The organism is Pseudoalteromonas sp. APM04 (assembly GCF_022809815.1).
GTDB classification, from domain to species: domain Bacteria; phylum Pseudomonadota; class Gammaproteobacteria; order Enterobacterales; family Alteromonadaceae; genus Pseudoalteromonas; species Pseudoalteromonas marina.
Genome location: NZ_CP094441.1, coordinates 2,089,435 through 2,110,753, shown reverse-complemented (window position 1 = coordinate 2,110,753; position 21,319 = coordinate 2,089,435). Strand labels below are relative to the sequence as shown.

The 21,319-nt window shown below is 40.0% G+C and carries 16 protein-coding genes; 7 read left to right on the top strand and 9 right to left on the bottom strand.

Features of this window, described 5'->3' with window-relative positions; translation table 11 throughout:
* Positions 1-176 precede the first annotated feature (176 nt).
* From recC to MTP24_RS09740, 7 genes are all read left to right on the top strand, one after another.
* Entirely contained in the window at positions 177-3,473 is a 3,297-nt protein-coding gene (gene recC, locus MTP24_RS09775; protein ID WP_243530934.1) for an exodeoxyribonuclease V subunit gamma, read from the top strand.
* The gene (recB, locus tag MTP24_RS09770) at positions 3,460-7,026 is read left to right on the top strand and encodes an exodeoxyribonuclease V subunit beta (RefSeq protein ID WP_243530932.1); all 3,567 of its coding nucleotides are present in this window, start codon (positions 3,460-3,462) and stop codon (positions 7,024-7,026) included. Before recC ends, recB begins: the two co-directional genes overlap by 14 nt.
* The gene (recD, locus tag MTP24_RS09765) at positions 7,023-9,038 is read left to right on the top strand and encodes an exodeoxyribonuclease V subunit alpha (protein WP_243530927.1); all 2,016 of its coding nucleotides are present in this window, start codon (positions 7,023-7,025) and stop codon (positions 9,036-9,038) included. The genes recB and recD overlap by 4 nt, the downstream gene beginning before the upstream one ends.
* A gap of 4 nt (positions 9,039-9,042) precedes the next feature.
* Positions 9,043-9,264 carry a hypothetical protein gene (locus MTP24_RS09760; RefSeq protein WP_008126438.1) on the top strand — a complete coding sequence of 74 codons (222 nt, stop codon included), beginning with the start codon at positions 9,043-9,045 and terminating at the stop codon, positions 9,262-9,264.
* Between the two features lie 243 nt (positions 9,265-9,507).
* Positions 9,508-10,830 (top strand): methyl-accepting chemotaxis protein, encoded by a 1,323-nt coding sequence (locus tag MTP24_RS18960; protein WP_279388982.1) that lies wholly within the window; start codon positions 9,508-9,510, stop codon positions 10,828-10,830.
* Positions 10,831-11,195: 365 nt separating this feature from the next.
* Positions 11,196-12,263, top strand: coding sequence for a hypothetical protein (locus MTP24_RS09745; RefSeq protein WP_243530924.1), 1,068 nt, complete (start codon positions 11,196-11,198; stop codon positions 12,261-12,263).
* A 54-nt stretch (positions 12,264-12,317) separates the two neighbouring features.
* Entirely contained in the window at positions 12,318-13,373 is a 1,056-nt protein-coding gene (locus tag MTP24_RS09740) for a hypothetical protein (protein WP_243530921.1), read from the top strand.
* Between the two features lie 46 nt (positions 13,374-13,419).
* Here MTP24_RS09740 and ttcA read toward each other — a convergent pair whose 3' ends face one another.
* The 9 genes from ttcA to MTP24_RS09695 all read right to left on the bottom strand — a co-directional run bounded on the left by ttcA (position 13,420) and on the right by MTP24_RS09695 (position 21,319).
* Positions 13,420-14,331, bottom strand: coding sequence for a tRNA 2-thiocytidine(32) synthetase TtcA (ttcA, locus tag MTP24_RS09735; protein ID WP_243530918.1), 912 nt, complete (start codon positions 14,329-14,331; stop codon positions 13,420-13,422).
* Positions 14,332-14,423: 92 nt separating this feature from the next.
* Positions 14,424-15,350, bottom strand: a complete 927-nt coding sequence (gene uspE, locus MTP24_RS09730) for a universal stress protein UspE (RefSeq protein ID WP_243530915.1) — start codon at positions 15,348-15,350, stop codon at positions 14,424-14,426.
* A gap of 100 nt (positions 15,351-15,450) precedes the next feature.
* Positions 15,451-16,182, bottom strand: coding sequence for an FNR family transcription factor (locus MTP24_RS09725; protein WP_006794303.1), 732 nt, complete (start codon positions 16,180-16,182; stop codon positions 15,451-15,453).
* 67 nt (positions 16,183-16,249) lie between these two features.
* Positions 16,250-16,921 carry a sulfite exporter TauE/SafE family protein gene (locus MTP24_RS09720; RefSeq protein WP_138740622.1) on the bottom strand — a complete coding sequence of 224 codons (672 nt, stop codon included), beginning with the start codon at positions 16,919-16,921 and terminating at the stop codon, positions 16,250-16,252.
* Positions 16,914-17,081 (bottom strand): cbb3-type cytochrome oxidase assembly protein CcoS, encoded by a 168-nt coding sequence (gene ccoS / locus MTP24_RS09715; RefSeq protein ID WP_058551123.1) that lies wholly within the window; start codon positions 17,079-17,081, stop codon positions 16,914-16,916. The genes MTP24_RS09720 and ccoS overlap by 8 nt, the downstream gene beginning before the upstream one ends.
* Positions 17,078-19,453 (bottom strand): heavy metal translocating P-type ATPase, encoded by a 2,376-nt coding sequence (locus MTP24_RS09710; protein ID WP_138740623.1) that lies wholly within the window; start codon positions 19,451-19,453, stop codon positions 17,078-17,080. Before MTP24_RS09710 ends, ccoS begins: the two co-directional genes overlap by 4 nt.
* Before the next feature lie 8 nt (positions 19,454-19,461).
* Positions 19,462-19,953, bottom strand: coding sequence for a FixH family protein (locus MTP24_RS09705; RefSeq protein WP_243530913.1), 492 nt, complete (start codon positions 19,951-19,953; stop codon positions 19,462-19,464).
* 149 nt (positions 19,954-20,102) lie between these two features.
* Positions 20,103-21,137, bottom strand: a complete 1,035-nt coding sequence (locus tag MTP24_RS09700) for a c-type cytochrome (RefSeq protein WP_008126414.1) — start codon at positions 21,135-21,137, stop codon at positions 20,103-20,105.
* On the bottom strand, positions 21,134-21,319 hold the full coding sequence (locus MTP24_RS09695) for a CcoQ/FixQ family Cbb3-type cytochrome c oxidase assembly chaperone (protein ID WP_006794297.1): 186 nt from the start codon (positions 21,317-21,319) through the stop codon (positions 21,134-21,136). Before MTP24_RS09695 ends, MTP24_RS09700 begins: the two co-directional genes overlap by 4 nt.

Here is a 21,319-nt window from a genome sequence, read left to right as displayed (position 1 = left end):
GATATAAATAATAAACGCACAGTGATTAAAAAGTGATTAAAGTAAGTTCTGTGCGTTTATTTTTTGTTTAACTACCTCCTAACTTGCTGTTTTATTAACGTCATTTTCCCCTTATTGCTACCCCTATAATTGAAAATATCTTACACTGGTTTTACTTCAAGTAAGGACAGTGTCGTATGCTCAATATTATTCAATCAAACCGTATGGAAGCCCTGCAAGCACAGTTTCATCAACTGTTAAAGGTAAGCCCATTGCAAAGCCCGTTCGATAAGGAAGTGGTGCTGGTGCAATCTCCGGGTATGTCGCAGTGGCTAAAAATTGGCTTGAGTGAGCATTTAGGTGTGGCTGCACAGGTTGATTTTCCGTTGCCATCGAGTTTTATTTGGCAACTTTATCAGCAGCTATTACCTAATGTGCCTAAAGAGTCGGCCTTTAACAAACCTAACCTTGCATGGAAATTATTTTCAATTTTACCCACTTGTATTGACGAACCGCTTTATTTACCCCTAAAAACCTACTTAGAGGGCGATATTGATGGCCAAAAAACCTTTGCTCTATGTGAAAAAATAGCCGATGTGTACGATCAATACCTAATGTATAGACCGCATTGGATAGCAACTTGGGATAGTGGCAATGATGAACTTGATGACGTAGATGTCACCATTGCACCATGGCAGCCAGATTTATGGCGCCGAATTGTAAAATTAAGCAAAGCGCTGGGCCAAAGCCAATTTCACCGCGCAAATATGCAGGGGCAATTACTTGCTGCGTTGGAAAATATGGACAACAGCTTATTACCTAAACGCATTAGTTTATTTGGTATATCAGCCATTGCTAATTCTCAGCTTGATGTGTTTGAAGCATTAAGCAAAAAAACAGAGGTGTTTTTATTCTTTTTTAACCCGAGTGAGCATTACTGGGGTGACATAATTGACGAAAAAACAGCGGCCAAAATAAATGCTAAATACGCCAAAATGCCGCTGGTGGAAGCGCAGCAAAAAAAACAATCTAACCCAGATGAAGACTATTACTTTATAGGTAACCCACTTTTATCATCGTGGGGGAAGTTAGGTCGCGATTATTTTGAACAGCTAGTGCAACTTGATGCCCGTTGGATTGATGGCTTTATAGATGCTTTTGACGCTACATTACTTGGGCAAGTACAAAGCGAAATTTATCAGCTTGCGTTTAAAGGGGAGTCGCTTACCGATAACAAAGAATGGTTTATAAACGATGAAGGTAAATTACCAGTAAGTGCAAACGATACCAGTATTACCCTTAGTGACTGCCATACACCGCTTAGAGAAGTTGAGCGATTACACGACTACTTACTTAATTTGTTTAACCAAAACCCTGCGCTTACCCCAAAAGATATTATTGTAATGATGCCCGATGTAGGCACATACAGCCCCTATATAGAAGCTGTATTTGGTGGTGCGCAAGGCAGCCGCTATATTCCCTACGCGTTAGCTGATTTAGCCATAGAGCAAGAAAAACCAGTACTAAGCTCGTTTGCCAGCTTAGCTAACTTACCGTTCTCGCGGTTTGGCGTATCAGATATTTTAGATTTACTCCAAGTAACTCAAATAGCTGAAAAGTTTGGCCTTGAAGCGCACGAGTACGAACAAATACAGTACTGGCTTGAACGCGTAGGTGTTAAATGGGGCATCAACGCCGAACATAAGCACAGTTTTGATTTACCCGCCATTGAACTAAATACATGGCAGCATGGTTTAAACCGTTTATTACTGGGTATTGCCATGCGCGACGAGCAATGCCCATTTAATGGTATTTACAGCGCCGACGAAGTAGAAGGAATGGCGCTTGATACGCTTAATAAGCTGGTAGACTTTATCGATGTGCTTCAAAACTTTAAAGCTAAGCTTACCCCCGATGACACCCTCACTAATAAGGCACAAATTTTAAGCGAGCTACTTGGCGCTGTTTACGAGAGTGAAAGCGACGACAGTTGGGATTTATTAGTGCTGCAAAAAGTGCTAGAAGATATTCAAAAGCACCACGATAACGGTGACTACAATCAAGCGGTGTCGCAGCGCATAGTTAGCTATTTAATAAAACAGGGTATACAAGAAAAAGGCGTCGGTCAGCGATTTTTAGTGGGGCAAGTAAATTTTTGTACGCTTATGCCCATGCGCGCCGTGCCATTTAAAGTAGTGTGCATGCTAGGTTTAAACGACGCTGACTACCCACGTAATGTGCAGCCTATTGGGTTTGATTTAGTACCACACTCTAAAAAACAAAAAGGTGACCGATCACGAAAATTAGATGACCGTTACCTATTTTTAGAGGCGCTACTTAGCGCCCGTGAAAATCTTTACATGAGCTATATTGGCCGTTCCTGCTTTGATAACCAACCTCGTATGCCATCAACCCTGGTGAGCGAGTTATTAGAATACATAGGGCGTAGTTTTACGCTGGGTGACGACTCATCTAAAGCATTACCGGCATGTTTGATTAGCCAGCAACACTTGCAACCGTTTAATAGCCACTACTACCAAGATAATAAAAATAGTACCGTGCTTAATGATCACAGTTATAACCCAATTTGGTTGCCAAATGAGCCCATATTACCAGAGCCAGTTACCGCACTTGATGTAAAACCACCTGAACAGTTAGAGCTTGATGTATTTATTCGCAGTGTTTGCAGCGCACAAGAGAGTTTTTACAATCAAACCTTGGGTTTACGTTTGCCGCAATTTAACGAAGTAGCAAAAGATGAAGAGCCATTTAGTATTGATGCGCTGCGCCGTTACTTTTATTTAGACGAAATATTAGAAGCCACAATTAACGATACGCCAATGAGTACTGAGCAAATTTTGCAACGCGGCGAGTTACCGCAAGCGAATGTGGGAAGTTTAGTTTTACAAAGCATGCAACACCGCGTTGACGCGCTTGCAGGGCAGGTGAAAGAGCAAATAAAAGCGGGTAAAAGTGAGCCTATAGAGGTGTCGTTTAATATTCAAGGAACACAAATTCAGGGCTGGCTTAACCATATTTTTATGCAAAAGCAGGTGTTTTACCGCAGCGCCAGTATTAAAGCCAAAGACATGATTAGGGGCTTTATTTATCACCTTGTGTCACAAAGTTTGGGGCATAACCTCGAAACTTTATTACTTGGGCTTGATAAACAAATTAGTTTTGCGCCTATGGGCAAAGCTGACGCTGATTTAATTTTGGCAGATTGGTTTGAATTATACAAAGCACTGCGCAAAGAGCCTGTGGCGTTTTATCCGGTAAGTGGGTACGAATACATAAAAACGGGTGGCGATATGGCAAAAGCGATGAATAAATTTAGTCCGCAATACATAGGCCGAGGTGAAGGTGAAAACCCCTACATTAGATTAACGGTGCAATCACTTAACGACTGCCAAGACGAGTTTATTAGCTGGAGCGAAAAGCTACTTACGCCGTTATATGAGCATGCTAAGGAGAGCGACCATGCAAGCGCTTAATCCACTTACTATGCCACTCAAAGGGCAAAGTTTAATAGAAGCCAGTGCCGGAACGGGTAAAACGTATACCATTACCGGGTTATATTTACGCTATTTACTTGGCATGCAAATACCGGGTGAGCTTAATGCTCCTTTAAGCGTAGAACAGATTTTGGTAGTAACGTTTACCGACGCTGCTACTCAAGAAATCAAAGATCGTGTGCGTAACCGTATTATTGCAGCCAGAGATGCATTACTTGGGCAAAACCCAAACGATGAGTTAATTGAAGGCGTAATTGCCGCAGTAGATGACAAACACAGCGCCTTTGATTTACTGGACGCTGCCGCAAAATCGATGGATGAAGCCGCTATATTTACGATTCATGGCTTTTGTCAGCGAATGTTAAAACAACATGCGTTTGAGTCGGGTGTGGCATTTAATTTAGAGTTTATTTTAGACGAGCGCGACATACTGCTCGAAACAATAAAAGACTTCTGGCGTTCGTTTGTTTATCCACTGAGTGAAGACAGAACCGATGCTATTTTAGATGTATTTTCAGCACCCGAGTCTTTATTTTCTCAAGTAGCCAGCATTTTAAATAAAGCCAATGCGCACATAACACCGCAAATAAACTTAGATGATGTATGGCAAGCTCGTGATGAATACCTAGCTCTCATCCCACAGTTTAAAAAAGATTGCCAAGAACACGCATTTACTGATGCTATTAAAGGCTCAGGCCTAAGTGGTGCTAAAACACCCGCTCGCAAAGCAAACCTTGCAGCGCTTGATGCATTTTGTGCAAGCGGTGACATGTTTTTTGAGTTTGGTACCAATAAGTATTCGTTTGAAATATGGAGTACCGAGAACTTAAGTGACACCACTAACTATAAAAAAAATCAGCCTTTGTTTACGCATCCATTATTAAGTCAGTTTGATACCTTATCAGCGCTTAACAACACCATGAACCAAGGTTTAAAAATAGCGTTGGTACAAGAAGCTGCACGCTGGGTAAAATCAGCCATTGTTAAGCGTAAGCAAGAGCAAAGTGTGATCACCCCCGACGACTTACTCACTAATTTATACACTGCACTTAATAATGAGCAAGGTGATGTGCTTGCGCAAAAAATTGCGCAGTTATTTCCGGTTGCTATGATAGATGAGTTTCAAGACACCGATCCGATTCAGTATGGTATTTTTAGTCAAATTTATGGCCAAGCCAATACTACACTTGCCATGATAGGCGATCCTAAACAAGCTATTTACGGTTTTAGAGGCGCAGATATATTTACGTATATAGGCGCAAAAAAGGCGGTAGACGAGCCTCAACAATTTACACTGGGCACTAATTTTCGCTCAAGCAGCGATATAGTAAACAGCGTAAATAGTTTATTTAGCAAACACGACAACAGTTTTATTTATAACGATGTGATTCCGTTTAATAAAGTGAGCGCTAAGGGTAAAAAAGCAGATGAATCGTTTTTAATTGATGGTAAACCGGCCAACGCCTTTGAATTTAACGTGTTTGTAGATGAAGCCGCCGATGAAAAAAATAAACCCACCAGTAAAGGATTAGGGCAAGCACACCTAGCCACTTACTTTGCGAATAAGATAGTCACTTTATTAGAACACGCTAAACAAGGCACAGCGTGCATAGGTAAAACGCCAATAAGTGCGGCAGACATATGTATTTTGGTGCGTGACCGCGTTGAAGCGCAAATAATGAAAAAGGCTTTGAGCGAGGCTAAAATTGCCAGTGTATATCTATCCCGCGATAGCGTGTTTAGCCAAGAGTTGAGCCATCATTTACTTAATTTTTTAACTGCATTACATGGTCAATATGACGAGTCTTTACTTCGTGGTGTGCTCGCAGGACCGTTATTTTGTTTAAGTTATAACGATGTATACGCACTTGCCGATAACGAAAACGCTTGGCAAGAGCACTTAAACTTTTTTGCTCAGCTTAGCCATATTTGGCATAAGCAAGGGGCAATGGCCATGCTTGAGCGATTACTAAGCCATAATCAGTTAAGTGCTAAATGGCAAGGTTTAGGCTACAACGTGGAGCGGTGGCTTACCGACTTTAGGCACCTTGGTGAAATATTACAGCAAAAGCAAATTGAGCTTGAAGGCACATTACGCTTACTACGCTGGTTTGCGCAAAAGGTGAGTCAACAAGATGGCGAAACTGTTCAAGTACGTTTAGAAAGTGATGCCAACTTAGTTAAGATTGTGACAATGCATGCTTCAAAAGGGCTCGAATATCCATTGGTATTTATGCCGTTTGCCAGTGGTTATCGTGAAACTAAAGAAGCGCTTTATCATAAAAATGGCAAACTTATTTATGATTTAAGTAAGGATGAAGACGCACTCCAGCAAGCTGAAAAAGAGCGCTTAGCCGAAGATTTACGTTTATTGTATGTAGCGCTTACGCGCGCAGTGCATTTTTGTGCGCTGGGTGTTTATAACATAGGGCAAGGGCAAAGTAGTCGGTTAGCAATTCAAAGTAGTGCGCTTGGGCATGTGCTGTTCTCAGAGCTCGAAATTTCAAGCAGCCAAATATGGCGAACACATTTAAGTGAGTTTTGCGACAAGCACACATTTATGTGTTATCAGCAATTTACCTCTGAAGAATTACGCCAACAGGGAACCTTACAGTTTGCTAATACCGAGGCTGCTCAGCAAATTCTGAGTGTAAAAAATAGTAAGGCGCACATAGAACGAGATTGGCGTGCAACCAGCTTTAGTGCATTGAGTTTTAAAAAGCACAGCGATGAATTAGCCCCAGGGCGAAGCGACGAAGATCACGAGAAAGACGAGTTTGCCGTTCAACAAGACGAACTCCCTTCACCTTTTAGTTTTCCTAAAGGGGCAAAGCCAGGAAGCTGTTTACACGAAATTTTTGAACAAATTGATTTTACAAGTCCCGTTGCTCACCCCACAAACAGCGAGCAAAATTTGTCACAGGTAATTAAACAGGCCTTTGATAAATATCACATTAGCGACACATGGCAGCCAATTGCCCAGCAGTGGGTGCTCGATGTACTTAATTGCCCATTGAATGCTCAAACTGATTTAAGTTTAAGTAAGCTAGCGCCCAGTGACTGCTTAGTCGAAATGGAGTTTAATTTACCGCTGACTAGTTTAAGTGCCCCCAAGCTTAACGAAGTGCTAATTAAACACTTTGGCTTTGTGCAAAGTAAGCTGGATTTTTCTCATGTTAAAGGGCTTTTAAAAGGCTTTGTAGATTTAATATTTTGCTACCAAGGGAAATATTATATTTTAGATTATAAATCTAATTACTTAGGTAATACGCCTAAAGATTATGAACCCGAGCAGCTAGAGCAAGCCATGAGCAGCCATCAATACCATTTACAGTATTTAATATATACCGTAGCGCTGCATAGGCTATTAAAGCAACGCATTAGTGACTACTCAATTGAGCATCACTTAGGAGGCGTGTATTACACCTTTTTACGTGGCATGCCAGCAGGGCAAGGTGTTTTCTTTAATCAATTGACACTAGAGCAAGTAACTATCTTAGATGGCTTATTTAGCCAAGGAGCCATGCTATGAGTGAGTTAAATCAACAGCCGGGTTTATTTGACGCGCTAGAAGACGACGTTGAACAGGCGCCTTTAGCGTATGAGCAACAGGCAGTATCTAATAGCGTGGTTACTGAAGTGCCGTTACTGGATTATTTACTGGGCGAAAATAGAATACGCGTCGTTGATGTAAAACTTGCGCAGTTACTCTCAAATACGGATGAAAGAACACATAATGAGCTGTTTTATATTGTATTGTTGTTATGTATAGCCCAACAAAGCCAGCACAGTTGCTTAACATTAAACACCATAGATTGGTCCAATCCATTTAATTTACGCCAAAGCGACTTTAATAAAGTTGAAGGAAATATTCCCACTACGTATAGCCCATTTTTGCAAGGGTTTAACCAACAAACCGCGTTAACCTACTTACAAAATCATCAAAGCGTTGGGGATGCCAAACCACTTCAGTTATTTGACCAACGCCTTTATTTTTCGCGTTTGGCAGCTTATGAGCACATACTTGCAGAGCGGCTATTAGCCATGAGTGAGCGAGCGCTTAATATTGATAGTCAAACTCTTACTGCTTTATTGCAGCATTATTTCCCAGAGCCCCCCGTGGACGACGTTGACTGGCAAAAAGTGGCGTGCGCCATTGCAGCAACTAAAGGGTTTAGTGTAATAACCGGTGGGCCAGGAACAGGTAAAACAACCACAGTAACTAAGTTGCTGGCTATATTGCAATCGCTTTACAAAGCAGCGCCATTAAGCATAAAGCTGGTGGCACCGACGGGTAAAGCTGCGGCAAGGCTAAGTGAGTCTATTTTAGGGGCTAAAAATCAGCTAAGTAGTATACCCGACGATATAAAAGCGCTGATCCCTGATACCGCGCAAACTATTCATCGCTTATTGGGGGTAAAACCTTTTACTAATAAATTTAGACATACTCAAAGCAACCCTCTGCACTTAGATGTGTTAATTATTGATGAAGCAAGCATGGTGGATTTATCGCTAATGGCGAAATTAATTGAAGCTTTGCCTGCTCATGCTCGATTAATACTGCTTGGTGATAAAGACCAACTTGCCTCGGTTGATACAGGCAGCGTTATGAGCGATTTGTGCCAAGGGCTTGCACTTGGGCGCACACCAAACTACTCAAAGCAACGGTGTGATGAATTAAATGCGCTTTGTTTTGATGATCAGCCTACATTAATATCGCAGGGGAATAGCCTATTTAAACTAGCCGATTGCATTGCCTTTTTACAACGCAGTTACCGCTTTGATGCTAAAAGTGGCATAGGGCAACTGGCATTGGCAGTTAATACAAATAATAGTGGCTTATTAAACTATGTAGAGCAGGAAAGTGTTGAGGGGCGTTTCAGTGATGTTATTTTGGATTACGACTTTATAGGTAAACCAATAGAAAACCTAGTAAATCGAGCAGCCAAACATTATGCACACTATTTAAATTTAATTGCTCAAGGTGAGAGTGTAGCTAAAGTGCATGCTGCGTTTGCAGGTTATCAATTACTGGCCGCAGTAAAAGAGGGCGACTACGGCGTTAATAGTTTGAATCAACGCATCGAACGCACCCTGCAGCAACAAGGATTAATAAACGTAAACCCAAACCAGCGCCACTATAGTGGTATGCCTATAATGGTGAGCCAAAACGATTACCAATTAAACCTATTTAATGGTGATATTGGTATTTTAATGAAAGATGAAACTGGGCAGCTTAAGGCTATATTTATTGACGAGCAGGGCAGCACACGTGCATTTTCACCGGCCCGTTTACCCGCCCACGACAAAGTGTTTGCAATGACAATACATAAGTCTCAAGGGTCAGAATTTAGCTATACCGCAATGGTTTTACCGCCATTACAGCAGGCAAGTTTTGGGGTTAATCGCCAGCTTGTTTATACCGGAATTACCCGTGCTAAACATACTTTTGAGTTAGTTGCCGATAAAAAGGTACTGCAGTTAGCAATGAACAAAACTGTATCGCGCTCATCTGGTTTATATGAGCGGTTACAAGTGAAATAACCTTATGAAAACCTCATTTACAATAAATCGCATTACTACAAGTTCTGGCATATTTAGAGTAAAAGGGCTGTGGTGCACCCAATACGAAAACATCGATAGCGTAGAAATAACCTCGCTACAAATAATGGGAACAGACGGTTGGGTACGTATAAGTCACCAATATGAAGAAAACGCCCAGTGCATAGAAACGTCATTACCTGCACTATTACTGCATTTAAAAGCGTAAATGGGGCTTAAACAGTGATTTTAGTAAAATAGCCCGTCGTAAAGTTTGACTTATATGGAGGCTATATTAAAGTAATAAATGGTCCCAAATGTGTGTTAAGTGTTTACTTTACCATGTAAAAGTCTTGGTTTTGGTTGAACTTTAAGCAAATTATTTAACGCTAGGGCAAATTTCATTTATCACGTAGATAAATTAGCCTCTGGATTTATAAATTTCATACCTCGAGTATTAGTAAGGATATTAATGTTTTTTTCTAATAGTAAACAAAACGAAATAGCATCTTTAAAAGCAGAGCTTTACCCACTGCAACAAGTATGGGAAGGCCTTAATCGTGAAATGCTAGTAATTAATATTCTTTATGACGGACGAATTTCCCACGCAAACGAGCAGCTCCTTAATATGCTGGGCTATCGAGAAAATCATATTATTAATACTCCGCTTTTAGATATTATTTCTGAACATTCCCAGCACTCAGACGAGTACAAAAGCTTACAAAAAGCGATTAAAAAAGAGGGCCATTGGGGGGGCGCGTTACAATTTATTCGCCAAGACGGTCAAGTAGAGTGGTTACGTTTAATTGTTCACCCTGTAAAAGGAGAACAAGATCAGCTTTTATATTTTTCTATTTTTTGTACTGTATTAACCAAAACAATTTCAGCATCGCGTGAGCAAAGTGACACAATCAAGGCGATTTACCGATCAATGGCGGTTATTGAATTTGATTTAGAAGGACATGCATTAAAGGCTAATCAGCAATTTTTAGATGCAATGGGCTACAAAGAAAAAGAAATATTAGGCCAACATCACCGTATTTTTTGTGAGCGCGAAGAGGCTGAATCACAAGAGTATCAGGCTTTTTGGTCAAAACTCAGGCAAGGACAGTTTATAGCGTCTCGATTTAAACGTGTTGATAAGCAAGGCAACATTGTCTGGTTAGAGGCCTCTTACAATCCTATTTCTAATGATGCCGGAAAGCTTTATAAAGTAATGAAATTTGCGACTGTCATTACGGAGCAAGTAAACCGAGAAATTGCGATTTCTCAAGCTGCCGAAATTGCCTACAGCACCTCAACACAAACAGATAAAAAAGCAGAACAAGGCGCTGAAGTAATTAAAGACACAGTGGCTGTTATGACAGAGCTTGCTATAAATATGGAGCAAGCGGCCAGCGAAATCTCTGCATTGGATCAACAATCTCAACAAATAGCGAGCATTGTGCAAAGCATTAGCAGTATTGCTGAGCAAACTAATTTACTTGCACTCAATGCAGCTATTGAGGCCGCCCGTGCTGGTGAGCAAGGTCGGGGGTTTGCCGTTGTAGCAGACGAAGTTCGTTTACTCGCATCACGCACATCTAAAGCAACAGAGGAAATTGTTGAAGTTGTACAGCGTAACCAATCGCAAACCCAAAACACGGTTGATGTAATCGAAAAAGGGAAAGAAAAAGCAGAGCAAGGCTTAGCTTTATCTAAAGAGTCGGGCAATGTTATGAGTCAAATACAAAATGGTGCTCAAGAAGTTGTAAATGCTATAGGGCAATTTACAAGCGAGCTTAAAGGTCAATAAAGTCAGTTAAAAATTTTTGCCAAGGCTAAACTACGTTTAGGATTGGCAAAATAGATTGCACTCATCAGCTATATTTTTACAAACCCACCATATAATTCCAAAAAAGACAATTTTTAAATTGTTGATTAAAAATAAATTTTGTTTTGATCTTATATAAATGATAATAAATTGTTGCATTTTTGTTCTTTGTTCCTAATACTGGTCATTGTCTGGACTGATCAGTCATACTAATTTGCTTAACTAAGTACGTTACTAAAGGCAGGTTATTCCCTGTAATGCTTAATTAATATTGAAGATCAGTAAAAAAAGACATTAATAGTGAATACCTTAACTAATAATATTTAACACACACATTAAGGAATTTTATGAACAACACACACACACACAAGTGGATAAAACCTCAGCATATAGTGGGCGCATGCCTTGCTATGCTAATGAGTTTTTCAGCTGCAAGTAAAGATCACAAAATAATATTAATTCATGGTTTGCAGGTATCTCAAATAACCAATAAACCAGGTAGCGACGTTGTAAATGATGGCGAAACATATTGGCAGTCGTATTGGAATAACAGAGCAGATGAACGAATTGATTGGCCTGCCTACGAGCGTGTTGAAGGTAAAATAGCAACAGATTGGGTTTGGCCTAAATTAAAGCAGTTATCTCGCTCAAACTTATGTGCTGATGGCTGTGTATTAGTGACACACTCTACTGGGGATTTAATTGCTCGCCATATTATTGATAACCAAGCAAACTGGTTAGAAAACGCAGGGCTTTCGCCACTCAATATTGTTGCTACATTTGATTTAGCCGGTGCTGGTGGCGGTAGTGAACTTGCTGATGTTGCTGTAAGCGCACTTACAGGTGCATCGTGGAATTTTGCTATAGATGCTGCACTTAGATGGTGGCTAGGAAGCGATGTTACCGAAGCGGTTGGCGTGTTACACGATTTAAAAGTAAATAATGCGCGTAAAATATCTCCATTTCCAGATGCGCGTACACCTCGTTTACGTTTTGTTGCCGACGGTAATGAATACTTAGGGGTCACAGGCGCATTTTTAAAAGGTAATGATGATTCGGTTGTTGCGTCGCACTCATCATGTGGTGCAAGCTCAGCACGATCATTTGGTAGCTGTAGCAGCAGTATTGATACTGATGGTCGATTAAAATCACAAAGTGATGCGGTAAATAGTTTTATGCCTAACCATTACCCTATGATGATGAGTGACAGCTACAGCCATAATGAAATTCATAATGCTCAGCGTAAAGGTAATGTAACCATTGCTATGAATAACATTAATGTCGACGGACAAAATGTTGGCTTTAATACATTTGATCAAACAACAGGGTCGTGGTTTTGGAAAAAGAACTACCGTTATATTAAAAACTCAAACACAACGAGTGCTTCTGCATTAATTTATAATGTGATCCCATAAACGTTAAATGTGCAGCTTAATTAAGCTGCACTTTTTATAAGGATTGAGCTATTAATGATAAAAAAAATCCTAGTAGTCGTTTCAATAATGGCTGTATTGGCTTTATTAGTTTGGCCCTCTCAAGAAGAGGCTAAAGTTGAAGTCGCTGTTGTTAAGATAAAACAGCCTTTAACCGCTGAGAGTAAATTAAACATTCAAGCAACCACTGTAAACTTACCCGCTAAATCACCACAAAAACAAAAAGTAACAACAGATTATAATAGCAACTTAGCAAAAGCAGCAGAGCAGGTTGCCACTCAATATGAGCGTGCGCTTAAATATCCGCCATATTCACAACCATTGTCTGAGTTTGATGAAGACCGTTTAAAACCTAATCAATTTTACCCTGTTGAAAGTCCAATAGACGACAAAGGAAATGCGGTTACAGTCAGTCTTAGTAAATATAGGTTTGTGTATCCAGAAGAAATAACATTAAAAGTCAGCGCAGGAGGCCTTAAAAATGTGAATGTAGAGCTTGCCAATACAGATACAAAAGAGACTGTAACAACCTATAAAAGTAATGCACAAGATGGCGAAGCCAATGTTATTTTTAAAGCAGAGGAAGACTATCCGCGAAATTTACAAATATTTGTTGAAGCAAATGTTGATGGAAAACAAATTCCTGTAGTGGCGCAAATTCAATATATGCCACCGAGTGCGACACTTATTGGTTTTGAGTCGGCATACCCTCAAAGCGAAAACATGCTTATACCCGCCAATTTAAAAGTAGTAAAAAAGGGCTTGTACCGTATTCGGGCGAACCTTTTTACTGGCGACACACCACTTGCGCACTTGGTGAGTAAACAACGTTTAAGTGAAGGAAGCCAAACTATTGATTTAAAAGCGCACTGGTCAATTTTGCCGCAAGGTATGGCTGATATGCGTTTGAGTGGATTTGTAATTGAAAGGATGTCGCCAAGTCCTGGCGAGCGAAACAGTTTTGGTAACAGTGAAATTAGCCACTTTGATATAAATGACTTTCCTTTTGACAGTTTACAACAGCTGCCATACCAACCTAATGAGCAAGAAAAATTAAGCTTGGAGTTTTTAAAAGGATTAGCCGACGGTTAAACTAGTTTTGGGTTTGCTTTAATGCAAACCCAAAAATACAACTTAGTTAGCTTAAGTTAATTGTTACAACGCCAGCGTTTTCTTCGTCTGCATCGCTGATGACAGGTACTTTAGGAATATCTGGCTTGTCGAGTGCAATATCGCCGCCATCAATCACTTCACCCGTTTTTAGGTTTTCAAAATCAAATAATTCAGCATCTGCTAAATGAGATGGCACAATATTTTGCATGGCTGTAAAAATACTCTCAATGCGACCCGGATGATCTTTATTCCATTGCGCTAACATGTTTTTTGTATGTTTACGCTGCAAGTTTTCTTGAGAGCCACACAAGTTACACGGAATGATAGGATAGCCTTGAGTAAACGCGTATTTACTAATGTCTGCTTCTTTACAGTAGGCAAGCGGGCGGATAACCATATGCTCGCCGTTGTCGCTCATTAATTTAGCAGGCATACTTTTTAGTTTTCCACCATAAAACATGTTCAAAAACAGTGTTTCAATCATGTCGTCACGGTGATGACCAAGAGCAATTTTAGTTGCACCAAGCTCTTTAGCTGTGCGGTATAAAATACCACGGCGTAAGCGAGAACACAGCGAGCAGGTGGTTTTACCTTCAGGAATTATGTCGGTTACAATACTGTAGGTATCTTCTTCTACAATTTTGTACTCTACATCGAGTTTATCTAGGTACTCTGGCAATACATGTTCAGGGAAGCCGGGCTGCTTTTGGTCTAAATTAACAACTACAAGATCAAATTTAATCGGGGCTACACGTTTAAGGTGCTGCAGCATTTCAAGCATTGTATAGCTATCTTTACCACCAGAGAGGCAAACCATTATACGGTCACCTTCTTCAATCATGTTAAAGTCCATAACTGCTTGGCCAGTTAAACGGCGTAAACGCTTTTGTAACTTATTAAAGTTATATTGAGCTTTGGCTTGAGCTGAGTTAGACACTACGCCCCCTTAGTAAACAATGCAGCAAATTACTTGCTAGAAATAAAGGGGCGTATTATATGTTATTAGCATAGGGAGCTACAGCAAAATTATTAATCTTTTGCCAGTGGGCTTACATAGCCGTCCGGTTTTAGTGCTAATACATCGCAGTCTAGGCTATCTATTACATGCTCTGCAGTATTGCCAACTAGCGCAGCACTTAACCCTGTACGTCCAACAGTTCCAATAACCACTAATTCACTATTCAAACGATTTGCAATATCAGGAATTACATCTTCTGGTAAGCCTTCTTCAATAAAGCATTGCTCAGAAGTTAATGTAAATTCAGTAGCCAGTGCATTAGTTGATTCCCTATGTTGTTTTTTAACTGATTCGTTGTAAAGACTAGGATTAAACTCTGGTATTTCAATAGCTATATTAATAGGGGTGGCAGGATATGCATTGACTAAGTTAAGTTTTGCATTAGCAAGCTCACATAAAAATTGCGCGTCTTTAATTATTCGTTTGTTTAACGCTATATGCTGATCATTTTCGCTCACTGCGTTAACAGCAGCTAAAATATTGCCATTTTCAGGCCATGCCATTTCTTTTACAAATAATACTGGAGTAGGGCATTTACGCACCAAATGCCAATCTGTAGGGGTAAATATCACCGATTTTAGTGCGCCATGTTGATGAGTACTTTTAATGACTAAATCGTAATTTTGATCGATAACTGTTTCAATAATGGCTTCGTAAGGGCGGTTATGCCAAACAACTAATGTTTCAATATTTAAGTTATTGTAAGGTGAAACTAAATCGTTGAGCCAGAGTTCGCGGTCTTTTAAAACTGCTTCGCGCATCGCTTCACGCTCATCGCCTGAAAGCATCGTTGTCATTTCATAAGAGAAGTCATAGACCGTCATGAATGCTGTAATTGTTGCGCCAGATTTTTTTGCCAGTTCGACTGAGCGCGCTAAACCATGTTGATCGTCTTTGGTAGGGTCAATAACCGCGAGAATGCGTTTAATTGTGTTCATGTGCTACTCCATTTATCTAACTGGTGTACTTTTAGTGTAACTCAAATACAAAACAGTTAAAGGCTTAGCACATAAATTGTTGTTCTATATCAATGTATACCTATTTAACAATGGCTGCTGCTTTAGCGAGTGCATCATTATCTAAAATAGTAATAAACTTGCCTTCTACTTTAATTAAATCGGCTTTTTGAAAGCGACTTAATAAACGGCTAATGGTTTCTACTGTAAGGCCTAAGTAATTACCTATTTCACCACGGGTCATAGTAAACCTAAACTCTTTACGCGAAAAACCACGCTCACCAAATCGCTCAGACAAGTTATAAATAAAACTAGCTAGGCGTTCTTCTGCCGATTTTTTGTTAAGCAGTAAAAGCATTTCTTGATCGTAGGTAATTTCACTGCTCATTAAACGCATTATTTGCTGGCGTAGTTTAGGCAATTTACCTGCAAGCTCGTCAAGAGTGTCGAAGGGAATTTCGCAAATCATTGAGGTTTCTAGGGCTTGAGAAAAGCTCTGATGCGCCATTTTACTAATGGCATCAAAACCAACTAAATCGCCTGCTAAATGAAAGCCAGTAATTTGTTCATCACCTTGCTCAGACAAGGTGTATGATTTAAATGAGCCGGAGCGTACAGCATAAATCGCTTTTAATGGTGCACCCGATTCAAATAAATAGTCACCTTTGTGTAATGGTTTTTTTCGCTCAATAATTTCGTCAAGCTTATCCATTTCTTGGCCATTTAACGAAAACGGCAAACACAACTGGCTTATGCTGCAGTTATTACAGCTAATAGCACAATTACCTTTAGCGCGACTTTGAGTGAAATCCATAATTTTATCCGTTTTAGTTTTTATATACAGGGGCAAATAAACCTGAAAAGGTTAATACATATTAACATTAATGTACTAACTTGTCGGTTGCAATAATCAATAAGTAGATACCATACCAAACTATAACACTGCCTAATACTATTCGGGTCCAAGGATGATTTATTATACTATTGAGTTTTTGCGCAGTGATCCCTACTGTGATCATGGCAGGAAATGTACCTAGTGCAAAACATAGCATAACTATTGCGCCATCAAATGCTGTGGGGCTCGTCATTGCCCAGGTTAGCGCTGAATAAACCAAACCGCACGGAAGCCAGCCCCATAAAGCCCCGTAGCCTATGGCTTTTACTGTTGAGTCAACCGGCATTAAATATTTGTTAAGCTTAACAATATGCTGCCAAATAAGTGTTTTACCCACTTTTTCAAGCCATTGAAGTGTAGGTCCTAAGCGCATTATGTAAACGCCTACTAACAGCATGAAAATTGCTGCAATAAATGAAAGCGTTATAGAGAATGATGTGTTTTGTTTAGCAAATTGGCTGCTTATACCCGCAACGAGTGAGCCTGCAAGCATGTAACTTATTGCTCGCCCTATATTATAAGCAAATGAATAGGTAAGTGTTTTACGTTTGTCGCTGGCTAATTGTAAAGAGCTGGCAATCCCTCCACACATTGCTATGCAGTGGCCGCTGCCAATCAAACCCATTAAAAATGCGCTAATGTATAAAGGGTCAATCATTACTTTTATTATGCTGCTCTTTGTCATCTTCAAACAAAATACTGTGGCCTTGTTTGTTCAAATCAGAAAACTGCTCGCTTTTTACCGCCCAAAAAAATACACCAATGGCAATAAGCACAAACAATATGGCAATGGGGATCAAAATATAAATTATGCTCATAACTTTAATAGCCTTAGTGAATTACAAATCACAATAATTGAGCTGGCAGACATGCCAATAACGGCCATCCATGGAGCAACTAACCCGAGTGCTGCAAGCGGTAATATTGAACCATTATATAATAAAGACAATGTTAGGTTTTGTTTAATAATACGCCGAGTCTGTTTAGCTATATTGAGTAAGTGATCAATAGACGCTAAATCGCTATTTAGCAGTACAACATCGGCGCTGTTTTTTGATATATCAGCGCCAGTTTCCATTGCAATAGACAAATGGGCACTTGCAAATACAGGGCTATCGTTGATGCCATCACCCACCATAGCGACCACCTCATTTTGAGATGAAAATGCCTCTACGGCTGTTTGTTTATCCTGTGGTGAGCAACCAGATTGCACGCTGTCTAAGTTCAATTGTTTAGCTACTTTTTTTCCCGCATCTGACGCATCGCCAGTAAGCATGTGGCAAGTTAATTGCTGCGCATGTAACGATTTAATTAAACTTTGAGCATCGTGCTTTACTTTATCGACAAAATAAAAACGTGCCACAACGTGTTTGTTTATATACAAACTGGCCTGCGCGTTTGTTTTTTTACTGTCAAACCAACCACTTTTACCTATAGCGTAGTGGGTGGTTTCATCTTGTGCACTAATCCCTAAACCTGCGTGCACTTCAATGTTATGAAGACTATGCTTTGCTGGAGTGTAGCCGTCAAATGCACTTGCAATCGGGTGCTCAGAAAAGCGCTCCAGCATTGCAGCAATAGCCATTACATCATCTTTTGAGTAGCTGTTGTCGATAATATCTACTTCATCAAGGCTAAATTTACCTTGTGTGAGTGTGCCTGTTTTATCAAACGCAAATAAAGTTAGTTTTGAAAGGGTTTCAAGTACATGGGCTTGTTTAATTAAAATCCCCTTTTTGGTTAGGCTGGCAATTGCACAGGTTAGGGCTGTCGGTATTGCTAGGCTTAAAGCGCAAGGGCAGGTTGCGACTAATACTGAAATAGTAATCCAAAAAGCATGCTCGGGATCAATTTGATACCAACCAATGGCGGTCAACGAGGCAAATACCAATAAGCAAGCTACAAACCCTTGTGCTACTTTATCGGTTATTTCGACCAGCTTAGGCCGTTTTGTAAGCGCATTGTGTTGCAGACGAATAATTTGATTTAAAAGGGTGTTTTGGCCTATTTTATTTATTTTAATTTCAATAACACCATCGTGGTTTACACAGCCGGCATACACATTATGGCCTATGAACTTGTTAACCGGTTGGTGCTCGCCGGTCATCATTGATTCATCAACGGTCGTTTTACCTTTAATGAGTTCGCCGTCGGCGGGAATGGTTTCACCTGCTTTAATAAGCACAACATCATTAAGTTTAAGCTTTTTAGCCGCAATAATTAGCTCTTCACCACTATCTGTAAGTGTGCGAGCCGTTAATGGTAGTAACTTTTGAAGGTTTGCTGTGTATTCACTCGCTTTTAAACGCGCTCTAAATTCTAAATATTTACCTAATAATAATAAAAAGGTAAACATGCAAATAGATTCAAAATATACCTCACCAACTTGCATAACGGTTGCATAACAACTGGCTCCGTAGGCGCCAAAAATTGCTAAAGACACAGGTAAATCCATATTTAGCTGTTTAGCTTTTAAGCCGTTAATTGCGTTGGTTAAGAAGGGCAGCGCACTATACAAAATAACAGGAGAAGCTAATACAAGGCTTATCCATCTAAAGTACTGTTCAAAATTACTATCCATACCTGAAAACATGCCAAAATACATGGCAAATGCAAACATCATTACTTGCATGGTCATTAGGCCTGCCACACCCAAGCGGCGAATATACGCTTTTGCAGTTTGTTGTTTTTGTTGTGCTTCGGTATCGGCCTGAAATGGATATGCTTTGTAGCCTATTTTAGCTAAGGCGGTAATAACATCACTCAGTGGAGTTGCTGTTTTGTCCCATTGGATCATTGCACGGTTAGTTGAGGTATTTACATCTACCCGTTTAACAGTGTTTAAACTCAATAATTGCTTTTCTATAAGCCACGCACATGCGGCGCAAGTAATGCCTTCAACACTCAGTAATACCTCTGAAATATTGTTGCTTGTGGCTATAAATTCATCTTGAATATCTTCGTTGTCGTAACTTTTAATAAATGCCAATTGCTCAGGAACAAGTTGCTCTACTTTACCCGCACTGACTGTGCGGTATTTGTAGTAATCAGTCATTCCTTGCTCAACAATATTTTGCGCTACGGCCTGGCAGCCAATGCAACACATTGGCTGAGGGGTATCGTCTATTGTTACTGTTGCGCTAAATCCCTTTGGCACACTTTCAAGGCAATGAAAGCAAGAATTAGACATAATAATAACTACTTATAGTTAGGCGTAACTAAAACGGTTTCAACCGTAGGTAGGGTAATGTTTTCTTTTAGTTTCCATGTTTTATCGATAGGTTCAACAAAAATGGAATAGGCACCTTCAGTGTAATTTTCAAGAAGTGCGGTGAATTCTTTGTTTGCATTCGCTGTAAGTGTCGCTTCAAAGTCGTGTGCTTTGATTGTACGGTGGTAAAACGACACTTTTAAAGCAGATACATTACTGCTATCGCCTTTGGTAAATTTAAAACTCACTCGGTCGTTAGTTACGGCTAATTCACCATGTAAGTAAAGTGCTTTTGCTTTCTCAAACTTACTGAGCTCTAAATTAATTGCTTTACCTTTTTTATAGTAATCATCAACGACCATATCTGGGCCATTGCCAATTGCCGTTATTAGTAAAGTAATACAGCCAACAATAGCTGCTAGCGGGAAAAAAATTAAAAACCAAGGCCAAAAGTTTTTATACCACGGAGTAAGTTGCATAGTGACTCTAATATTAGTTTCGAAGAGGTTATTTTATAGTAATTGTACGTAAAAGACTAAAAAAAAGCCTCCAAGTGGAGGCTTTTTTGATCTGGATTAATCTATTGAATTTAATAAATTAATTTATAAACATTCTATTAACAGCGTACTTATTTATCTTGCGATAAGTTGTAAACGTACGCAGTTAAAAGGTGGATTTTATCTTCACCTAAAATGTCTTTCCACGCTGGCATTACACCGGCACGGCCGTTAAGCAGAGTTTCTTCAACGGCACGTTGAGAACCACCGTATAACCAAATGTTATCCGTCAGGTTAGGCGCGCCAAACGGTAGGTTGTGAGCAACCGACCCTTTACCGTCTGCACCGTGACACGCTGCACACATAGCAAACTTAGCTGCACCAGCGGCTGCATCTTTTTGGTTAACTGTACGACCAGAAAGGCTTAGCACGTGTGCTGTCATTTCTTTTATACCTTGCTCACCTAATGCTGCTCCCCAAGGAGGCATAGCTGCAACACGACCAATCAGAAGAGTTTCTCTAATTTTGTCTGGTGTGCCACCGTACAACCAATCTTTATCAGTTAGGTTAGGGAAGCCAATACCACCACGCGCGTCAGAGCCGTGACATTGTGCACAGTTTTGAGAGAATAAACGCTGACCAATTTCTAGTGCTAATTGACCATCTGTTTGCTCATGCTCTGTGCCATTTTCAAGAGCTAGCTGCTGCGCTGCATCACCATCAATTTTAGATTGAACTAAATCTAAAACAGGTACTTTTGCAAGTCGGTTAAAAATAGGACCAAAACGCTCTTCTGCTGCTTCATACTCTTTATCAAGTTTTACAAAACGGCCTTCTTCAGCTGCTAACTTAACGGCTTCTTTCGATTCCGCTAAAGAGGTAATACCCTGATTAGAGCTTGTCCATTTACCTAACCCTTCCCAGTTACCTAAACCTGGGTATGCTGCTAGGTAATAAACAGACCAAATAAACGTTGCGAAGAACATGTAAGTCCACCACTTAGGTAGCGGATTGTTCAGTTCGGTAATACCGTCATACTCATGCCCACAATCTTCACCTTCTTCAACACCAGCGTAGTTTTTTAAATTCCACACTAATAGGCCAAAGATAATAAGTAAGCATGCTAGGGTTAAAACAATAACCCAAATACTCCAAAAGCTAGTCATTTTTCAGACTCCTTTTCCTCGTTAGAGAGTGTGTTGTTATGTTTTTTTTCATCTTCAAAAATGGCATTAGCAGCGTCGTCAAAACGATTTTTGGTACGCTTGCTGTATGCCCATACAACAATCACAATAAACAATACTAAAATTACCAGAGTTAAAATGCCTCTGTATGTTCCGTAATCCAT